Source organism: Streptomyces sp. TAA486 (assembly GCF_000426165.1).
The window spans coordinates 296,032-314,335 of the sequence record NZ_AUEV01000007.1; the positions used below are offsets into that span (position 1 = coordinate 296,032).

Sequence of the window (18,304 nt, forward strand, 5' to 3'; positions counted from 1 at the left end):
TCTCTCACGCCCCTCGGCGTGCCGCGATCGCCTCGTACACCATGCCGACCAAAAGCTGGTCCGCGTCCGGCCGGCCGAACTCCGCCGCGGCACGCGCCATCTCGTGCAGCCTGTGCGGATCGCTGAGTACCGGAAGCACGTTGCCCAAGATCCACTCCGGCGTCAGCTCGGCGTCGTCGACGAGCAGTCCGCCGCCCGCCTTGACGACGGGCTGCGCGTTCAGCCGCTGTTCGCCGTTGCCGATCGGCAGCGGGACGTAGGCTGCCGGCAGTCCGACGGCCGACAGCTCCGCCACGGTCATCGCGCCCGCCCGGCTGAGCATCATGTCGGCCGCGGCGTACGCGAGATCCATCCGGTCCACATACGGTACCGGCACATACGGCGGCATACCGGGCATGTTGTCCGGCTGCGGCAGTTCGTTCTTGGGACCGACCGCGTGCAGGACCTGGACTCCCGCCCGCTGAAGGTGCGGTACGGCGTGCTGGACGACCTCGTTGAGCCGGCGTGCGCCCTGCGAGCCGCCCGTGACGAACAGGGTCGGCAGGTTGGCGTCCAGACCGAACGCCGCGCGTGCCGGCGGCCTGGCGGCGGCACGGTCGAGCGTCGCGATGGAGCGGCGCAGCGGGATGCCGATGTAACGGGCGTTGCGCAGCTTGCTGTCGGGCGTGGAGACCGCGACGTGCTGCGTGTAGCGCGAGCCGATCTTGTTGGCCAGGCCGGGCCGCGCGTTGGCCTCGTGGATGACGATGGGGACGCCGAGGCGCTTGGCCGCGAGGTAGGCGGGGAGCGCGACGTACCCGCCGAATCCGGCGACGCAGTCCGCCTTGGTGCTCTCCAGGATCTGCTCGGCGGCCTTGATGGTGCCGCGCAGCCGCCCGGGAACGGTGATCAGTTCGGGTGTGGGCTTGCGCGGCAGCGGTACGGCCGGGATGAGTTCGAGCTGATAGCCGCGCTCGGGCACCAGCCTGGTCTCAAGGCCGCGTTCGGTTCCGAGCGCGGTGATGCCCACCGTCGGATCCTGCCTGCGCAGAGCATCCGCGAGGGCGAGCGCGGGCTCGATATGGCCGGCGGTGCCACCGCCGGCGAGTACGACGTGCACTCTCATTCACCGCTCTCCGGACGGCCGCCGATCCGGCCGCCGTCTCATCGTGTTCGTTCTCACCCCTGCCAGCCTGCTCTGCAGGCGCTGCCGCAGAGCAGGCTGCCGCATGGCCAGAGCCGCTCTGGCCGCGGGGTCGCTTCGCGCGAACGCGATGAGCAACCCGATGGCGAACATCGTCGGCAGCAGGGCGGAACCACCGTAGGAGAACAGCGGCAGCGGGACACCGGCGATCGGCAGCAGACCGAGCACCGCACCGATGTTGACCACGGCCTGCGCCGTGATCCAGGTGGTCACGCCTCCCGCGGCATACCTCACGAAGGGCTCCTCCGTGCGTCCGGCCACGCGGATACCCGCATAGCCTAGAGCCGCGAAGAGGGCGAGCACCGACAGCGTCCCCGCGAGACCGAGTTCCTCCCCGGTCACGGCGAAGATGAAGTCGGTGTGCGGTTCCGGTAGTTGACCCCATTTTTCCACACTGGCGCCCAGCCCCGAACCGAACCATCCGCCGGACGCCAGCGCGTAGATTCCGTGAACCGCCTGCCAGCACTGGTCGTTGGCGCCGGGGTCGGTGGCACCGATGCAGGCCAGCCGGGCCATCCTGTTCGGGCTGGTCATGATGAGGAGCGCGCCGATTACGGCGGCCACCGCCATGACGCCCGCGAAGAGCCGCGTGGGCGCGCCCGCGAGCCAGAGCAGTCCGAAGAGGATCGCCGTGAGAATGATCGCGGTCCCCATGTCGCCGCCGAGCATGATGAGCCCGAGCAGCAGCAGTCCGACGGGCACGAGCGGCACGAGCATGTGCTTCCACTGGTTCAGAAGCCGCCTTGAGCGCTTGCGGGCCAGCAGGTCCGCGCCCCAGAGCACCAGTGCCAGCTTGGCGAACTCGCTGGGCTGGAGCTGGAACGGGCCTCCGAGGTAGATCCAGTTGCGGTTGCCGTTCACCGCGTGCCCCATGCCCGGCACCTGTACCAGGCACATCAGGACGACGGACACGGCCAGCAGCGGGTACGCGAGAGCCCTGTGCAGTCTGATCGGCATACGAGCGGCAACCAGCAGCAAGCCGGAGCCCACGATCGCCGCGATGAGCTGCTTGCGGAAGAAGTGCGTGGAGGACAGGCCGGATTGGAGCGCCTCGATCTGCGACGCGGAAAAGACCATCACCAGCCCGAGCACCGTGAGCAGAAGGCTGCCGCCGAGGATCAGGTAGTACGCCGTGAGCGGGCGGTCCCAGGCCCGCCTGGCCTTCACGAGGAACGAAGGCGTGCCCTTGCCGCGGCCGGGACGGGTCGGCTGCCGCGAGGGACGCCGCGGCCGAAGCGGGCGCCCCGGAGCGCCGGAAGCGCCCTTCCCCGGGCGGGTCTTGGCCGTGCGGGAACGTTGCGCCTCGCGCGGCAGGAGAAGGGCTCCCGGCGCGTGCGGCAACGGGAGAGCCGTCAACGCCGCGACGGGGCCGCGCACCGGCGTCAGAGGCGTCGTCAGCGCCCGGCGCAGAGCCGCGCGCCAGTCGTGGCGGGTGTGGCGAGTACGGGAGCCGGTGGCGGCGGTGTGCTCGCGCGGTTTCGACGCTCCCGGGAGAGAGACGGCCGCAGCGCCGCTGTCGGGCGTCATCTGTCGCTTCCCCTCCGTCTGTTCCCGCGACGCGGTCCGCGGGACCGGCGGGTTACTCCACCTCGTGCGCGCCGGCCGCTGCCAGCGCACGCACCGCGTCGGTGAAAGCGTCACCGCGCGCGTTGTAGTTGACGAACATGTCCATCGAGGCGCAGGCCGGTGCCATGAGCACCGTATCCCCGTGACGGGCGAGCCGCGCCGCTTCATGGACTGCCGCAGCCATCGCCCCAGTGTCAGTCCGCTCCAGGTCCACCACCGGGACATCCGGGGCGTGTCGCGTGAGGGCTTCGTGGATGAGGTGACGGTCGGCACCGATCAGCACGGCTCCGCGCAGGCGAGGCGCGGACTCACGTACGAGTTCGTCGAAGGTGGCGCCCTTCGCCAGGCCGCCCGCGATCCACACGATGGAGTCGTAGGCGGCCAGCGAAGCCTGCGTGGCATGGGTGTTGGTCGCCTTGGAGTCGTCGACGTACGCGACGCCGTCGATGTCGGCGACGTGTGCGATGCGGTGTGCGTCGGGACGGAAGGCGCGCAGCCCGTCCCGCACGGCCGCGGGAGGCACGCCGTAGGCGCGGGCGAGCGCCGCCGCGGCAAGGGCGTTGGCGATGTTGTGCGGCGCCGCGGGCGTGATGTCACTGACCTCGGCCAGCTCCTGCGCCTGCTCGCGGCGGTTCTCGACGAAGGCCCGGTCGACCAGGATGCCGTCCACGACGCCCAGTTCGGACGGTCCGGGGGTGCCGAGGGTGAAGCCGATGGCGCGGCAGCCCTCCTCCACGTCCGCCCGGCGCACGAGCTCTTCGGTGGCCGGGTCGGCGCAGTTGTAGACGCAGGCGACCTGATTGCCCTCATAGATACGGCCCTTGTCGGCGGCGTACGCCTCCATCGAGCCGTGCCAGTCGAGGTGGTCGGGCGCGAGGTTGAGCACGGCGGCGGAGTGGGCGCGCAGGCTTGGCGCCCAGTGCAGCTGGTAGCTGGAGAGCTCCACCGCGAGTACGTCCGGGGGGTCCTCGGCGAGGACGACGTCGATCAGCGGGGTCCCGATGTTGCCCACCGCCGGGGCCCGGAGGCCGGCGGCTTCGAGGATGGAGGCGAGCATCTGCACCGTCGTGGTCTTGCCGTTGGTGCCGGTGACGGCGAGCCAGGGCGCCGGTGCGCGGCCCGCGTTGGCCCCGTCCCCCGGTGCCGTTCCGCGCAGCCGCCACGCCAACTCGACGTCGCCCCATACCGGTACGCCTGCGGCGTCGGCGGCGGCGAAGAGCGGGCTCTGCGGTTTCCAGCCCGGTGATGTGACGATCAGATCAGTACCGGCCGGCAAGGTCTCCGCGTCCGCGAGCCGCACGGTCACGTCCTCGGCGCCGAGTTCGGCCGCACGCCCCCGGTGCGTCTCGCTGTCACCGCCGTCGACGACGGTGACAGCGGCGCCCAGGCGCTTGAGGGCACGCGCCGCGCTGACTCCGCTGACGCCGAGCCCGGCCACGGTGACGTGCCTGCCCCGCAGGCTCTCGGCGTCCGCGAAGTCCGCTGCGCGCGCGGGGGTTTCGGAGCCCTGGGGGTCGTGCCGGTCGTTCACTTGCTGGCCGCCCACCCTGCGTAGAAGATCCCGACGCCGAGGATGGCGCACATGCCCTGGATGATCCAGAAGCGGACGACCACCAGGACCTCGGACCAGCCCTTCAGTTCGAAGTGGTGCTGCAACGGCGCCATCTTGAACACGCGCTTGCCGGTCATCCGGAAGGAGCCGACCTGGATGACGACGGACATGGTGATGAGGACGAAGAGTCCTCCGAGGATCGCGAGCAGCAGCTCCGTGCGGGAGCAGATGGCGAGACCGGCGAGGGCGCCGCCAAGCGCGAGCGAACCGGTGTCGCCCATGAAGATCTTGGCGGGCGAGGTGTTCCACCACAGGAAGCCGAAGCAGGCACCCATCAACGCGGCGGCGACGACGGCCAGATCGAGAGGGTCCCGCACCTCGTAACAACCAGGGCCCGCCGTGAAGGGGTTGGCACAGGACTCCTGGTACTCCCACACGCAGATGAAGACGTAGGCGCCGAAGACCATCACGGAGGCGCCGGTGGCCAGGCCGTCCAGACCGTCCGTCAGATTAACGCCGTTGGACATCGCGAGGATCATGAACAGCGCCCAGATCACGAAGATGACCGGGCCGAGCGACCAGCCGAAGTCCTGCGTGAAGGACAGCTTCGTCGAAGCGGGCGTCAGCAGACGGAGGTTGGGGAAGTTCAGCGAGAGGACCGCGAACGCGGTGCCGACGATGAGCTGTCCGGCCATCTTCGCCTTGGCCCGCAGGCCGAGGCTGCGCTGCTTGACGATCTTGATGTAGTCGTCGAGGAAGCCGACCAGGCCCATTCCGGCGAAGAGGAAGAGCACGAGCACGCCGGAGAAGCTCGGCTGACTGCCGGTCAGCAGCTTGGTGAGGGCGTACGCGGCGACCGTGGCGAGGATGAAGGCGATGCCGCCCATCGTCGGGGTGCCGCGTTTGCTGTGGTGGTTCTGGGGCCCGTCGTCACGGATGAACTGCCCGTAGCCTCTGCTCGCGAGCAGCTTGATCAGCAGAGGCGTCCCGATCAGGGACAGGAAGAGTCCGATGACTCCCGAGAAGAGGATCTGGCTCATACCCATCGGGCGGCGACCTCACCCTCGTTGGTCCCGGGCTCCATGAGCGCGTCCGCGACGCGTTCCAGACCCACCGAACGGGAAGCCTTCACCAGTACGACATCCCCCGGGCGCAGTTCGCTCCGCAAGAGCTCGACCGCCGCCTCAGCGTCGGACACGTGCACCGACTCCTCACCCCACGAACCCTCGTTCTTGGCGCCCATGTCCAGCCAGACGGCCTCCTGGCCACCCACCGCCACGAGCTTGCTGACGTTGAGCCGGACGGCGAGCCGTCCGACCGCGTCGTGCTCGGCAAGCGACTCGTCGCCGAGCTCGGCCATCTCACCGAGCACCGCCCAGGTCCGCCGGCCCCGCCCCATCGCGGCCAGCGCGCGAAGCGCGGCCCGTGTCGACTCGGGGTTGGCGTTGTAGGCGTCATTGACGACCGTGACTCCATCGGCGCGCTCGGTGACCTCCATCCGCCAACGAGAGAGCGAGCCCGCGGCGGAGAGCGCGGTGGCGATGTCCCCGGCGGGCATGCCCAGTTCGTGGGCGACGGCCGCCGCGGCGAGCGCGTTCGACACGTGGTGCTCACCGTACAGGCGCATGGTCACGTCACCGCACCCGGTCGGTGTTTGTAGCGTGAAAGACGGCTGACCCCTGTCGGTGAGCCGGACATTCTCGGCACGTACGTGAGCATCCTCGGCCTCGCCGAACAGCAGGACACGTGCACTCGTGCGCTCGCTCATGGCCCGGACGAACGGGTCGTCGGCGTTGAGCACGGCGACGCCGCCCTCGCCTCCCCCTGCCTCGCCGTCGCCTTCGGGAGCAGCCGGCGGCAGGGCCTCCACCAACTCGCCCTTCGCGAGGGCGATCTGCTCCCGGCCGCCGAACTCGCCGATGTGCGCCGTCCCGACGTTGAGCACGACGCCGATGCGCGGCGGGGTGAGCTGCGCAAGGTAGCGGATGTGCCCAACGCCGCGTGCGCCCATCTCCAGTACGAGATGACGGGTGCCGGCCTCGGCGCGCAGGGCGGTCAGCGGCAACCCGATCTCGTTGTTGAGGGAGCCCGGCGTCCACACCGTCGGGCCGAGGCGTTCCAGCAGCTGTGCGATGAGGTCCTTGGTGCTGGTCTTTCCGGCGGAGCCCGTCAGCGCGACGACCTTGGTGCCGAGCCGTTCGACCGCGTGCCTGGCGAGGGCACCCAGGGCGCGGGTGACGTCGTCGACGACGACGGCCGGAACACCGACGGGCCGTGTGGCCAGCACGGCCACGGCCCCCGCTTCGACCGCGCTGCGGGCGAAGTCGTGTCCGTCGGCTCGTTCACCGGCGAAGGCCGCGAAGAGACTGCCGTGCGCCACTTCCCGTGAATCGATCACGACGGGTCCTGTGACCAGGGCGTCCGGGTCCGGTATGTCGCTCTGCTGTCCGTCGACGACAGCGGCGATATCGGAGAGAGATAGGGGGATCATCGGTCTTCGGCGTCTGTCCCTTGAATCGGGGTGCTGTTCGCGGCCGCGGGAGCCGCGGCGGCCTCTTCCTGCTTGGTCCGGATGGCTTCGCGCAGCACGAGGGTGTCGTCGAACGGTCTTACGACTCCCGCGATGTCCTGTCCCTGCTCGTGTCCCTTGCCGAGCACGATCACGGTGTCGCCGGGCTCGGCACGGTCGACCGCGAGACGGATCGCGGCGGCTCTGTCCTCCTCCAGCAGGACGGTTCCTCGGTCGTACGCGGGCACCTCGGCGGCGCCCGCGAGCATGGTGGCGAGGATCGCGAGCGGGTCCTCGGTGCGGGGGTTGTCGGAGGTCAGCACGGCCGTGTCCGACAGGCGCGCCAGCGCGGAACCCATGGCGGTGCGCTTGTGCGGGTCCCGGTCGCCGCCGCAGCCGAGCACGGCGTGCACCCGGCCCTCGGTGACCTTCCGGATCGCGAACAGGACGGACTCGACGGCGTCGGGCTTGTGCGCGTAGTCGACGATCGCCAGGTAGTCCTGACCGACGTCGACGCGCTCCAGCCGCCCCGGCACACCCGGAACGGCAGCGATGCCGTCGGCCGCCGTCTGCGGATCGATGCCGGCCGTGACGAGGGCCGTCAGGGCGGCGAGCGCGTTGGCGACGTTGAACGGCCCGGCGATCGGGGCGGTGGCCCGTACGGACTCGTCCTTCGGCCCCACGGCGATGAAGGTCGAGCCGAGGGGACCCACTTCGACGTCCTGGGCCCGCCAGTCGGCGTCGGGGTGCCCCTCCGCGGAGAAGGTCGTGACGGGCACCTCGGACTCGGTGATCAGCCGCTGCCCGTACTCGTCGTCGATGTTGACCACGGCCGCGCGTGAGCGCGCGCGTGTGAACAGCTGCCGCTTCGCCCGGAAGTAGTCCTCCATGTCCGGGTGGAAGTCCAGGTGTTCGGGGCTGAGGTTGTTGAAGACGGCGACATCGAAGACACAGCCGTCCACCCGGCCGAGCACCAGCGCGTGGCTGGAGACCTCCATGGCCACGGCTGTCACGCCGCGCTCGCGCATCACCGCGAACAGGGCCTGGAGATCGGTGGCCTCGGGGGTGGTGCGCTCGGACTTCAGCCGCTCGTCCCCGATGCGGGACTCGACGGTGCCGATGAGCCCCGTCAGCTCGCCCGCCTTGGCTGCGGCCTCGCGGAGCCCCCCGTCCACCAGGTACGCGGTCGTGGTCTTGCCGGAGGTGCCCGTGATGCCGATCTGGAGGAGGTCCCTGCCCGGCTCACCGTAGATCGCCGCGGCCAGCGCACCCATACGGCCGCGGGGGTCCGGCACGGTCAGGACCGGGAGCCCCGTGTCCGCGGAGCGTTCGGTGCCTGCCGGGTCGGTGAGCACGGCCACGGCGCCGAGGCTCGCGGCCTGCGAGGCGAAGTCGGCCCCGTGGAAGCGCGCGCCGGGCAGCGCCGCGTAGACGTCGCCGGGCCGCACGGCGCGTGAGTCGTGGGTGATGCCGGTCGCCGAGGCATCCTCCGCGCCCTGTGGAGCGGCGGTGTTCAGCCGGCGTGCCAGCTCCGCGAGGGGAACGGGCCGTACGTGTGCGGGCCGCGGCGCCCCCGAGGTGACGTTCGTGGTCGTCCCGGGGGCCGCCTCCGCAGAAGACGGGACTGGGCGGCCCTCCGCCGAGGGCGAGAGGGAGTTCTGATCAGCTTGTGGCACGGCGGTGAGCGTACCGGGCGGGAGGGCTGTGCCGCGAAGCGAGGGGCTCCACGGAGGGGCGTCGCCGGGCGGCTCGGACGGGCCCCCGGCGTGTCCGGCGGGACGCCTCGCCGGGGGCCGGCTCGCGACGCTCCCGGCTCATCTGTCCTTCTTCTGCGCGCGGTCCTTGCCGGCACTGACGGGCAGCGGGTCGGCCTTTGCGCCGGTCGGAGGGATCTGCAGGGACTTCAGGGCGAATTTCATGACCTTCTTGTAGACAGGCCCGCAGACATCGCTCCCGAAGTAGCTGCCCTTCTTCGGGTTCTGAACGGCGCAGTAGACCGTCACCCGCGGCTTGTCGGCAGGGGCGAAGCCCGCGAACGACGAGGTGTAGCCGTGGTACCGGCCGGTGTCGGGATCTACCCGGTTGGCCGTACCGGTCTTGCCCGCGACCCGGTAGCCGGGGATCTTCGCCGTCGTTCCCGTGCCCTCCATGTCGCTGACCACCGACTCCAGCATCCGGGAGAGGGTGTTCGCGGTCTTCTCGCTCACCACGCGGCGCTGTCCGGGCTCGGGTGCCGCAGTGAAGCCGCCGTCGGGGCCCGTCGTTCCCCGTACGAGCGAAGGCACGTTGCGCACACCGCCGTTGGCGATCGTGGAGTAGATCGAGGCGGCCTGTACGGCGTTCAGCGAGAGGCCCTGGCCGAAGGGGATCGTGTACTGCTGCGACGCGCTCCACTTGCCGGGCCGCTCCAGGATGCCGGAGGTCGCGCCGGGCAGCCCCAGGCCCGTGGGCCTGCCGATTCCGAACCGGCTCAGGTACCGGTGGAGGACGCGGTTGGCCTCCTTCTGATCCTTCCCCAACTGCTCGGTGGCGAGGATCGTGCCGATGTTGCTGGACTTGGCGAGGACGCCGTTCAGCGTCAGATGCCAGGTCTCGTGGTCGATGTCGTCGGCGAAGGCACGGTCGGCGCGCTTGAGCCGGTTGGGCACGGTCACTTCCGTGAGGGGCGTGGCCTTGCCCTCCTCGAGGACGGCGGCCATCGACATCACCTTGCTGGTGGAGCCGGGCTCGTAGACGTCCTGGGCGGCCGCGTTGCCGAGGGCCTGCGGGTCGGCGCGGGAGATGTCGTTCGGGTCGAAGTCCGGGGCGCTGGCCATGGAGAGGAGTTCACCGGTGCGGGTGTCCTGCACGACCACGTAGCCGCTGTCCGCGTCGGAGTCCTCGACCTGTTCGCGGATGGCCTGCTGGGCGGCCCACTGGATGTCCCGGTCCAGGGTGAGCTGGACGTCTGCGCCTGCCCGGGCCGGGTGTTCGCGCACGCCCGCGGTGGGGACCTGGCGGCCGCCGGACTGGGCGTAGGTGATCTTGCCGTCCTTCCCTGCCAGCTTCCTGTCCAGCAGGGCCTCGACGCCCGCGCCGCCCTTGCCCTCGGAGTTGACGAAGCCGAGCACGGACGAGGCCAGCTCACGGTTGGGGTAGACACGCTTGGGGTGCTTCTCGCGGTAGACGCCGGCCAGCACATCGGCCGCTTCTCCCGCGCCCTTGTCCGACGACCTCTCCGACTCCGCAGCTGTGCTCGCCGAGCCCGCCGGCCTGCCCGCCTCGGCAGCCTCCGCGGCGACCTCCTTCTTGAGCTTCTTGATCTTGGCCCAGGTGCGCGGCGTCTCCTGGCGTGCGAGGAGCACGTACCGGGTGTTCTTCTTGGCCAGCTTCTGGGTGAGCTGCTGCTCGTCCTCGTGGAGGACGGGTGCGAGGAGGGCGGCGGCGCGCTCGGGGGCGTCCGGGACACCCGTCTGCTTGGGGGTGAAGAGGTACGGATCCGCCGTCACGTCGTAGGCGTCGACGGTCGTGGCCAGCGCCGCGCCGTCACGCGAGGAGATCGTGCCGCGCTCGGCGGCGAGCGGCACGGTGATGTAGCGATTGACGGCCGCCTTGTCGGCGAACGCGCTGGCATCGACGGCCTGCACCTGGAGCAGCCGGGCGGTGAAGGCCAGCATGATCACGGTGAGGCCGAAGGCGATCAGCCGCAGCCTCGGCCTGGCGCGCGCGAGGCGCAGGTGGCTGCCCTGTGCGGGTACGGGAGGCCGAGTGCCGCCGGATGCCTTGACGGTCCTGCCGGTCTTGGCCGCCTGTGCGGACCTGACCGTCCTGGCGGACTCCGAAGACCCGGCCCGCTTGGCGGACTTGGAGGACTGCGGGGACGTGCCGGACTTCGCGGAGCTCGTGGGCTTGGGACGGCCCGCGGAAGGCTTGCCCTCGCCCTTCCCGCTGCCGCCGTCGCGTCGCGGCCCACGGGGACGTTCGCTCACCGCTCCTCCTGCTCGGGGTCGCCGGTGGCGGGCTGCGGCTTGCCCTTGACGGTGCCGTCGGGGGCCAGGAACGCGGGGGTGCCGCCGGGTACGAGGCCCAGTTCACGGGCGCGCTTCTCCAACGAGCCGGGGGCGGAGTAGGAGTCGACCTCCTGCTGGAGCGACTGCTGCTCGTCCGTCAGCTCGTCGGTCTGCTTCTCGAGCTTGCTCAACTGGAATGAGCCCTGGTTGACCGCGGCGTTGAGCAGCAGCAGGCCCAGCAGCCCTGCGCCCAGTATCAGCACGACGAGCAGCACGAACGGGGTACGGGCCGCCGAGGAGGAACCGGCCGGTACGAGGCGGGCGAGCCGGAAGAGCCGCTGCTGTGCACTCATGAGGTGTGTGCCTCCCTGATGCGCTCCGCGCCGCGCAGCCGGGCCGGTGCGGCACGGCGGTTCTCGGCGATCTCGTCCTCGGTGGGGAGTTCGGCACCGCGCGTCAGCAGCTTGAGCCGCGGCTGGTACTGCTCTGGGACCACCGGCAGCCCGGGCGGTGCGGTGCTTCCCGCGCCGGCGGTCAGCACCCGCTTGACCAGCCGGTCCTCCAGCGAGTGGTACGAGAGCACGGCGATGCGCCCGCCGACCGCCAGCGCGTCGACGGCGGCCGGCACAGCCCGCTCCAGCACCTCGAGTTCGCCGTTGACCTCGATGCGCAGGGCCTGGAAGGTGCGCTTGGCGGGGTTGCCGCCGGTGCGCTTGGCCGCCTGCGGCAGGGCGTCCCGGATCAGTCCCACGAGCCTCGCGCTGTGGCTGAAGGGCTCCTTCTCCCGCTCCCGTACGACCGCTTCGACGATGCGCCGGGCCTGCTTCTCCTCGCCGTAAGCACGCAGCACACGCACGAGTTCGCCGGGCGGGTAGGTGTTGAGGACGTCGGCGGCGCTGGGGCCGTGCGTCTGGTCCATACGCATGTCGAGCGGCGCGTCCTGCGCGTAGGCGAACCCGCGCTCCGCCTCGTCCAGCTGCATGGAGGAGACGCCGAGGTCGAACAGCACGCCCTGCACACGCGGGACGCCGAGGCGGCTGAGCACGTCGGGCAGTTCGTCGTAGACGGCGTGCACGAGGGTCGCACGGTCGGCGTAAGGGGCGAGGCGCTGCCCGGCCAGCCGCAGTGCGTCCCGGTCGCGGTCGAGCGCGATCAGCCGGGCCGCGGGGAAGGTCGAGAGCAGGGCCTCGCTGTGGCCGCCGAGGCCGAGGGTGCAGTCGACGACGGTGGCTCCGGGCTCGGCGAGGGCCGGGGCCAGCAGATCGAGGCAGCGCCGCAGCATGACGGGGCGGTGCCGCTCATCGGGTGAACCTTGGGAGTCACTGAAGGAGTCGCCTTCGGCGGAGTCCTGACCCACGGCCACCTCCCGGGTGCCGACGGGCTCTTCGCGGGCGGGCTGCTCTTCGGTCGTCATGCGTTCTTTCCTGCCCACGTGCTGCTTGGTCCCCGCCCGCTCGAAGGGAAGCGGCCGGACGGAGCCGGGGAAGAGGGCACCGTACGGCCATGAGCGGGAGGAGGCCGAGCCGCACGTACGCACCGCGCACTCGGGGAGATCCCGATCCCTGGAAGCGTCTCGCCTCCCACTTCGCGCCACTTTAGTCCACTCGTCCCTTCGGTCAACCAGCGCCGAGGCGCGTTGACCCGGGGGTACGGCCGGCTGTGGAGCAGCTCACAGAAACGGCGGAAAGCCCGATTGATCCGCCCCGGAGGGGAGCCTGGCGCGCCTCGGCGGTCTAACGTCGTCACATGTCGACGCACCAGCGGAACGCTCAGCCGCCCTCCCCGTCCCCCGCCGACGACCAGCACCGTCCCGGCTCCGTCACCGAACGCCTCGTCGAAGCGAACGAACGCTACGCGGCGCAATTCACCGACCCGGGAATGGACGCCCGCCCCGTCCTCAACGTCGCCGTCGTCGCCTGCATGGACGCACGGATCGACCTGCACAAGGCGCTGGGTCTCGAACTCGGCGACTGCCACACGATACGGAACGCCGGCGGTGTGGTCACCGACGACGTCATCCGCTCACTGACCATCAGCCAGCGCGCCCTGGGGACCCGTTCCGTCGTGCTCATCCACCACACCGGCTGCGGACTGCTCAACCTCACCGAGAACTTCCGGCACGAACTGGAACTGGAGGTGGGGCAGCGACCGTCATGGGCAGTCGAGGCGTTCCCGGACCTGGACCAGGACGTGCGCCAGTCCATGGAACGTGTGCGTACTTCGCCTTTCCTCCTCCACACGGACGACGTGCGTGGTTTCGTCTTCGACGTGACGACGGGGCTGCTCCGCGAGATCGACCCGGAGAACACCTCGGAATCCTGACGCCGAGACGCGTGGGCGTGAAGAATGCGTGTACAAGCAGCAGATGAGTACAGCGGGACACGGGGCGACGGGCCGAGGAGGGCCGGGTGACGACCTTTGACGAGCGAGCGGATCTCAGTGATCTGAGCAGCACGGCGGATCGTGTGCGCCGCTCGATGGAGTCGGTGATCGAGGGGAAGCCCGAGGTCGTGCGGCTGTCACTGACGGTGCTCCTCGCCGAGGGGCACCTCCTGATCGAGGACGTGCCAGGCGTGGGCAAGACCATGCTGGCCAAGGCCCTCGCCAGGTCCGTCGACTGCTCCGTGCGGCGCATCCAGTTCACGCCGGACCTGCTCCCCTCGGACATCACCGGGGTGAGCATCTACGACCAGCAAAGACAGGACTTCGAGTTCAAGCCGGGCGCCGTCTTCGCGCAGATCGTCATCGGCGACGAGATCAACCGTGCCTCCCCCAAGACCCAGTCGGCGCTGCTGGAGTCGATGGAGGAACGCCATGTGACGATCGACGGCCAGACCTACGACCTGCCTTCACCGTTCATGGTCGTCGCGACGCAGAACCCGGTCGAGATGGAGGGCACCTACCCGCTGCCCGAGGCGCAGCGGGACCGCTTCATGGTGCGGGTGTCCATCGGCTATCCCAGCCCGGCGGCGGAGCTGGAGATGATCGACGTGCACAGTGGTGCGTCACCGCTGGAGGATCTCCAACCGGTGGCGCACGCGCACGAGATCGGCAAGCTCATCGACGCGGTGCGCGGAGTCCATGTCGCCGACCAGGTGCGGCGTTACGCGGTGGAGCTGGTCGCTGCGACGCGCTCGCACCCGGAGCTCCGGCTGGGCGCCTCGCCCCGCGCGACGCTGCACCTGCTGCGTGCGTCGCGTGCGGCGGCGGCGCTGGCGGGCCGTGACTTCGTGCTCCCCGACGACGTGCAGTCGCTCGCCGTGCCCGTACTGTCGCACCGCCTTCTGCCCACGTCCCAGGCGCAGTTGAGCAGACGTACCGCGGAACAGGTGGTCACGGAGATCCTTCAGCGCGTGCCGGTACCGACGGCGGCTCCGGGTGCCGCGGGCGTTCCGCACCGCCCCGACGGTTACGGACAGCAGCCGCCGCGAGGCTACTGATGTCGGGGAGTCCCGTGCCGGGCGCGGGGCCCGCGGAACAGGCCGTCGGCAAGGCCGCCAGGAGCGGCGGCCGGGCGGACTCCCGCGAGGAGGAGGACGGCGGGGCGGGCCACGGGAAGCAGCGCGGCACGCTGCGTACCGCGCTCGGAGGCCTCACGACCCGCGGCAGATCGTTCCTTGCGGCCGGAATGGCCGCGGCGGTCTGCGCGTACGTGCTCGGCCAGGCCGACCTGCTGCGCGTGGGGATGCTGCTGGCGGCGCTGCCGCTGGTGTGCGTGCTGGTGCTGTACCGGACGCGCTACAGGGTGGCGGGCTCGCGCAGGCTCTCCCCCGAGCGGGTCACGGTCCGCTCGGAGGCCCGCGTGCACCTGCGGATGGACAACGTCTCGCGGCTCCCCACGGGACTGCTGATGCTGGAGGACCGGGTGCCGTACGTGCTCGGGCCACGTCCCCGGTTCGTGCTGGACCGTGTCGAGCCGGGCGGCCAGCGCGAGGTGTCGTACCGGGTGCGCTCCGAGATGCGCGGCAGCTATCCGCTGGGTCCGCTGCAGCTGCGCCTGACCGACCCGTTCGGGATGTGCGAACTGACGCGCTCCTTCAGCACGTACGACACCCTCATGGTCGTGCCGCGGACCGTGCCGCTGCCGCCGGTCCGGCTCACCGGCGACGCCACCGGTTACGGGGACGGGCGGCACCGCTCGCTCGCGCTCGCCGGCGAGGACGACGTGATCCCGCGTGGCTACCGGCACGGCGACGACCTGCGCCGCGTCCACTGGCGCTCGACGGCCCGCTACGGCGAGCTGATGGTGCGCCGCGAGGAGCAGCCGCAGAAGGCGCGGTGCACGGTGCTGCTGGACACCCGCCGCGGCGCGTACGCCGGTTCGGGCCCGGACTCGCAGTTCGAGTGGGCCGTCTCGGGCGCCGCCTCGGTCTGTCTGCATCTGCTGGAGCGCGGCTACGCCGTCCGGCTGCTGACGGACACGGGGACGATGGTGCCGGGTCCCGACGGAGTCGGCTTCGCCGGGGACTCCTCGGACACCGCCGGGTTGCTGCTCGACACTCTCGCCCTCCTCGAACAGTCCGACCAGGAGGGCATGTCGTACGCCTACGACATGCTGCGCGGAGCGGCGGGCGGGCAGGAGGGACTGCTGGTCGCCTTCCTGGGTGAACTCAACGAGGAGCAGGCGGCCACGGTGGCGCGGATGCGTCAGCGCACGAACAAGGCGGTGGCCTTCTGCTCCGCGGGCACCGCAGCGGTCGAGGACGAGGACCAAGTCCCGCAGTACGAGGGCGAGTCGGCGGCGCAGGGCAGCGCCGCCCCGCACGGGCCTGGCCCCGGGGACGAGGGCGTGCGGGCCGGCGCGCCGGCGACCGCCACCGTCCCGCCGCCCGTCGCGGTCGAAGACGACGAGCCTCTGCAAGTGCTGCGTGAGGCGGGGTGGACGGCACTGCGCGGCGGCCCGGACCTGGCCATGCCCGATCTGTGGCAGGAAGCGGACGACGCGACCGTAGGGGGAATGCAGCCATGAGCGGACGGGGACGGCTCGCTCTGTGCGCCGCACTGGCCACTCTGGCGGCGGCCTTCGCGCTGCTGCCGCTGGTGGAACCCGCCACGTGGCTCCTGCAGGCGGCGCTGCTGCTCGGGGCGCAGACAGTGGTGGGCGCGCTGACCCGCCGCGTGCCGCTGGCGCGCCCGCTGACGCCGGCGGTGCAGGCGGTGGTCTCCCTCCTGCTGCTGACGTTCTTCTTCGTACGGGACGAGGCGTTCGCCGGGCTGCTGCCGGGGCCCGCCGCCTTCGCGGAGTTCGGGCAGCTGCTCGCCCAAGGCGGTCACGACGTGGGCCGGTACGCCATACCGGCACCGGTGACCGACGGCATAAGGCTCATGCTGGTGGGCGGCGTCCTCATGATCGGTCTGCTGGTCGACGCGCTGGCGGTGACGTTCCGCAGCGCGGCACCCGCCGGGCTCCCCCTGCTGGCGCTCTACTCCGTGGCGGCCGGGCTGGCGCGGGACGGCGCGGGCTGGCCCTGGTTCCTGTGCGCGGCCGGCGGCTACCTGCTGCTCCTCCTCGCCGAGGGCAGGGAACGGCTTTCGCAGTGGGGCCGCGTCTTCACCGACCGGGGACGGCCCGGTTCCGCCTCCTACCAGCCCGGCGGCGTCGAGGGGCCAGCGACCGCGCCCGTACGCACGGGACGGCGGATCGGTGCGCTCACCCTGGGCCTCGCCCTGATCGTGCCCGCGCTGATGCCGTCGCTGGGCAGCGGCCTGCTGGACGCGGCACGCAACGGCAGGGGCGGCCTGGGCCAGAACGGCGGCACCGTCTCGGCGGTCAACCCCCTGGTGGCGCTGCAGGACAGCCTCAACCAGGCGGAGGACCGCATCGCCCTGAGCTACACGACCAGCACCCGGAGCACCCAGGAGATGTATCTGCGGATCGTCGCCCTGGACCGCTTCGACGGTTCCTCGTGGAAGCCCTCGGAGCGGCGCATAGATGCCGTACCGGACCCGCTGCCCGCGCCGCCCGGGCTCTCACCGGACGTACGGACGGAGAAGGTCCGCAGCAACGTCGTCTCCGCCGACTGGTACTCGCAGAACTGGCTTCCGATGCCGTATCCGGCCAACCGTGTGCGCCTGGACGGGCGTTGGCGCTTCGAGCCGGAGGGACGCACCCTGGTCGGTGACCGCGGACAGAGCACGCGGGGCCAGCGCTACCAGGTGGAGAGCCTGCTCGTGGAGCCGACGGCGCGTCAGCTGCGCCAGGCACCGGAGCCGGCGCGTGCGGTCACCGAGGAGTACACGAAGGTGCCGGAGTCGCTGCCGTCGGTGGTGAAACGGACCGCTCAGCAGGTCACACGCAACGCACCGGACGACTACGAGCGGGCGGTACGCCTCCAGGACTGGTTCGCCTCCGACGGCGGCTTCGCCTACGACACCCGGGTGCGGGCCGGCAGCGGCTCCGCGGCGATCGCCAACTTCCTTGAGCAGAAAGAGGGTTTCTGCGTCCACTTCGCCTTCACGATGGCGGCCATGGCGCGCACGCTGGACATCCCGGCGCGGGTCGCGGTCGGCTTCACCCCCGGCACCGCGGACGCCGAGGGGCGCATGAACGTGGGCCTCAAGGACGCACACGCCTGGCCGGAGCTGTACTTCGAGGGCGTCGGCTGGACGAGGTTCGAGCCGACGCCGACGCGGGGCACCCCGCCCGCGTACGCGCAGCCGGACACCCCCGATCCCCGTGAGAACCCCGCGGAGCAGCTTCCCGACCGGGGACAGAGCGCCGAACCGTCACCCGTGCCCTCCGAGTCCGAGAGCTGCGACGCGGACGCGAAGCGGCTGGATCCGGAATGCGGACAGGCGGCTCCGTCCCCGGACGGCGGGAGCGGCGACGGCGGCTTCCCCGTGGGTACTGTCGCGGGCGTCACAGCGGCGTCGCTGCTGGGGCTGGGACTGCTGATGCTGCCGATGCTGTGGCGCGTGCGGACGAGAGCGAGACGGCTCAGCGGGCGGGACGGGCCGCCGGTGCCCGGCAGCGACGCGGACGGCGTCGTGGTGCTGAACGCCTGGCGCGAGCTGGTCGACAGCGGCTGGGACCACGGCGTGGTGCCGGACGAGTCGGCCACGCCGCGGAAGGCCGCGGAGCGCATCGTCCGGATCGGAGATCTGGGTCCCGAGGCGGCGGAGGCGGCGTTCCGGGTGGCCCTGGAGGTGGAGCAGGTGCTGTACGCGCCGCGGCCACGTCCCGGGGCGGGTGTGCGGGCGGACGTGCTGCTGGTCAGGGCCGCCCTGCGTGAGGCGGCGCCGCGCAGTCTGCGGATCCGTGCACTGCTGCTGCCGCCCTCGTCCATCCGGGTGATGTGGACGGTGACGGGGGCCGTGACGGCGGTCCGTGACAGGTGGCTGGGCGCTCTGCGGGTCCGCTTCGCGAAGTAGCGCCCGTCGCCGCCCGTGAGGCGGTAGGCCCGCCTCACGGGGTCCTGACGGCGGCGACGGGGCGGTTGCCGGGTCCATCGCGCGGACCGGCGGGCCGGGCGGGCCCGGGCCGGCGCCCGTACGACCTGGGCACA

12 protein-coding genes and 1 pseudogene are annotated in these 18,304 nt (G+C 71.3%); 4 read left to right on the forward strand and 9 right to left on the reverse strand.

The genetic code is table 11. The annotated features are described in order from the left end of the window. Positions 1 to 4 precede the first annotated feature (4 nt). The 9 genes and pseudogenes from murG to rsmH all read right to left on the reverse strand — a co-directional run bounded on the left by murG (position 5) and on the right by rsmH (position 12,213). Positions 5 to 1,099, reverse strand: a complete 1,095-nt coding sequence (murG, locus tag I004_RS0112145; RefSeq protein WP_028435717.1) for an undecaprenyldiphospho-muramoylpentapeptide beta-N-acetylglucosaminyltransferase — start codon at positions 1,097 to 1,099, stop codon at positions 5 to 7. 6 nt (positions 1,100 to 1,105) lie between these two features. After that, positions 1,106 to 2,710 (reverse strand): putative lipid II flippase FtsW, encoded by a 1,605-nt coding sequence (ftsW, locus tag I004_RS0112150; RefSeq protein WP_486579954.1) that lies wholly within the window; start codon positions 2,708 to 2,710, stop codon positions 1,106 to 1,108. A gap of 52 nt (positions 2,711 to 2,762) precedes the next feature. Continuing rightward, the gene (murD, locus tag I004_RS0112155; RefSeq protein WP_028435719.1) at positions 2,763 to 4,208 is read right to left on the reverse strand and encodes a UDP-N-acetylmuramoyl-L-alanine--D-glutamate ligase; all 1,446 of its coding nucleotides are present in this window, start codon (positions 4,206 to 4,208) and stop codon (positions 2,763 to 2,765) included. 68 nt (positions 4,209 to 4,276) lie between these two features. Next, positions 4,277 to 5,341 (reverse strand): phospho-N-acetylmuramoyl-pentapeptide-transferase, encoded by a 1,065-nt coding sequence (gene mraY / locus I004_RS0112160; RefSeq protein ID WP_028435720.1) that lies wholly within the window; start codon positions 5,339 to 5,341, stop codon positions 4,277 to 4,279. After that, the gene (locus I004_RS0112165) at positions 5,338 to 6,792 is read right to left on the reverse strand and encodes a UDP-N-acetylmuramoyl-tripeptide--D-alanyl-D-alanine ligase (RefSeq protein ID WP_028435721.1); all 1,455 of its coding nucleotides are present in this window, start codon (positions 6,790 to 6,792) and stop codon (positions 5,338 to 5,340) included. Before I004_RS0112165 ends, mraY begins: the two co-directional genes overlap by 4 nt. Further along, a complete protein-coding gene (locus I004_RS33575; protein ID WP_078511042.1) occupies positions 6,789 to 8,486 on the reverse strand; it encodes a UDP-N-acetylmuramoyl-L-alanyl-D-glutamate--2,6-diaminopimelate ligase in 1,698 nt (565 codons plus the stop codon). Before I004_RS33575 ends, I004_RS0112165 begins: the two co-directional genes overlap by 4 nt. Positions 8,487 to 8,624: 138 nt before the next feature. Further along, positions 8,625 to 10,762 (reverse strand): annotated as a pseudogene (locus I004_RS0112175) (peptidoglycan D,D-transpeptidase FtsI family protein). Between the two features lie 12 nt (positions 10,763 to 10,774). Then, positions 10,775 to 11,152: a cell division protein FtsL gene (ftsL, locus tag I004_RS0112180; protein ID WP_028435723.1), complete on the reverse strand. Its 378-nt coding sequence runs from the start codon at positions 11,150 to 11,152 to the stop codon at positions 10,775 to 10,777. Further along, positions 11,149 to 12,213 carry a 16S rRNA (cytosine(1402)-N(4))-methyltransferase RsmH gene (gene rsmH, locus I004_RS0112185; protein WP_078511044.1) on the reverse strand — a complete coding sequence of 355 codons (1,065 nt, stop codon included), beginning with the start codon at positions 12,211 to 12,213 and terminating at the stop codon, positions 11,149 to 11,151. Before rsmH ends, ftsL begins: the two co-directional genes overlap by 4 nt. A 332-nt stretch (positions 12,214 to 12,545) precedes the next feature. On the opposite strand from rsmH, the gene I004_RS0112190 reads away from it, so the two are divergent. The 4 genes from I004_RS0112190 to I004_RS0112205 all read left to right on the forward strand — a co-directional run bounded on the left by I004_RS0112190 (position 12,546) and on the right by I004_RS0112205 (position 18,170). Continuing rightward, positions 12,546 to 13,121 (forward strand): beta-class carbonic anhydrase, encoded by a 576-nt coding sequence (locus I004_RS0112190; RefSeq protein ID WP_028435725.1) that lies wholly within the window; start codon positions 12,546 to 12,548, stop codon positions 13,119 to 13,121. Positions 13,122 to 13,207: 86 nt separating this feature from the next. Next, a complete protein-coding gene (locus tag I004_RS0112195) occupies positions 13,208 to 14,239 on the forward strand; it encodes an AAA family ATPase (protein ID WP_028435726.1) in 1,032 nt (343 codons plus the stop codon). Further along, complete coding sequence (locus I004_RS33580) at positions 14,239 to 15,768, forward strand: DUF58 domain-containing protein (protein ID WP_078511046.1); 1,530 nt, start codon at positions 14,239 to 14,241, stop codon at positions 15,766 to 15,768. Before I004_RS0112195 ends, I004_RS33580 begins: the two co-directional genes overlap by 1 nt. Beyond that, positions 15,765 to 18,170, forward strand: coding sequence for a transglutaminase TgpA family protein (locus tag I004_RS0112205; RefSeq protein ID WP_028435727.1), 2,406 nt, complete (start codon positions 15,765 to 15,767; stop codon positions 18,168 to 18,170). The genes I004_RS33580 and I004_RS0112205 overlap by 4 nt, the downstream gene beginning before the upstream one ends. Positions 18,171 to 18,304 lie beyond the last annotated feature (134 nt).

Coding starts and splice junctions, on each gene's coding strand:
- ftsW (WP_486579954.1), bottom strand. CDS start 2,710: ATGACGCCCGACAGCGGCGCTGCGGCCGTCTCTCTCCCGGGAGCGTCG.
- mraY (WP_028435720.1), bottom strand. CDS start 5,341: ATGAGCCAGATCCTCTTCTCGGGAGTCATCGGACTCTTCCTGTCCCTG.
- I004_RS0112165 (WP_028435721.1), bottom strand. CDS start 6,792: ATGATCCCCCTATCTCTCTCCGATATCGCCGCTGTCGTCGACGGACAG.
- ftsL (WP_028435723.1), bottom strand. CDS start 11,152: ATGAGTGCACAGCAGCGGCTCTTCCGGCTCGCCCGCCTCGTACCGGCC.
- rsmH (WP_078511044.1), bottom strand. CDS start 12,213: ATGACGACCGAAGAGCAGCCCGCCCGCGAAGAGCCCGTCGGCACCCGG.
- I004_RS0112190 (WP_028435725.1), top strand. CDS start 12,546: ATGTCGACGCACCAGCGGAACGCTCAGCCGCCCTCCCCGTCCCCCGCC.
- I004_RS33580 (WP_078511046.1), top strand. CDS start 14,239: ATGTCGGGGAGTCCCGTGCCGGGCGCGGGGCCCGCGGAACAGGCCGTC.
- I004_RS0112205 (WP_028435727.1), top strand. CDS start 15,765: ATGAGCGGACGGGGACGGCTCGCTCTGTGCGCCGCACTGGCCACTCTG.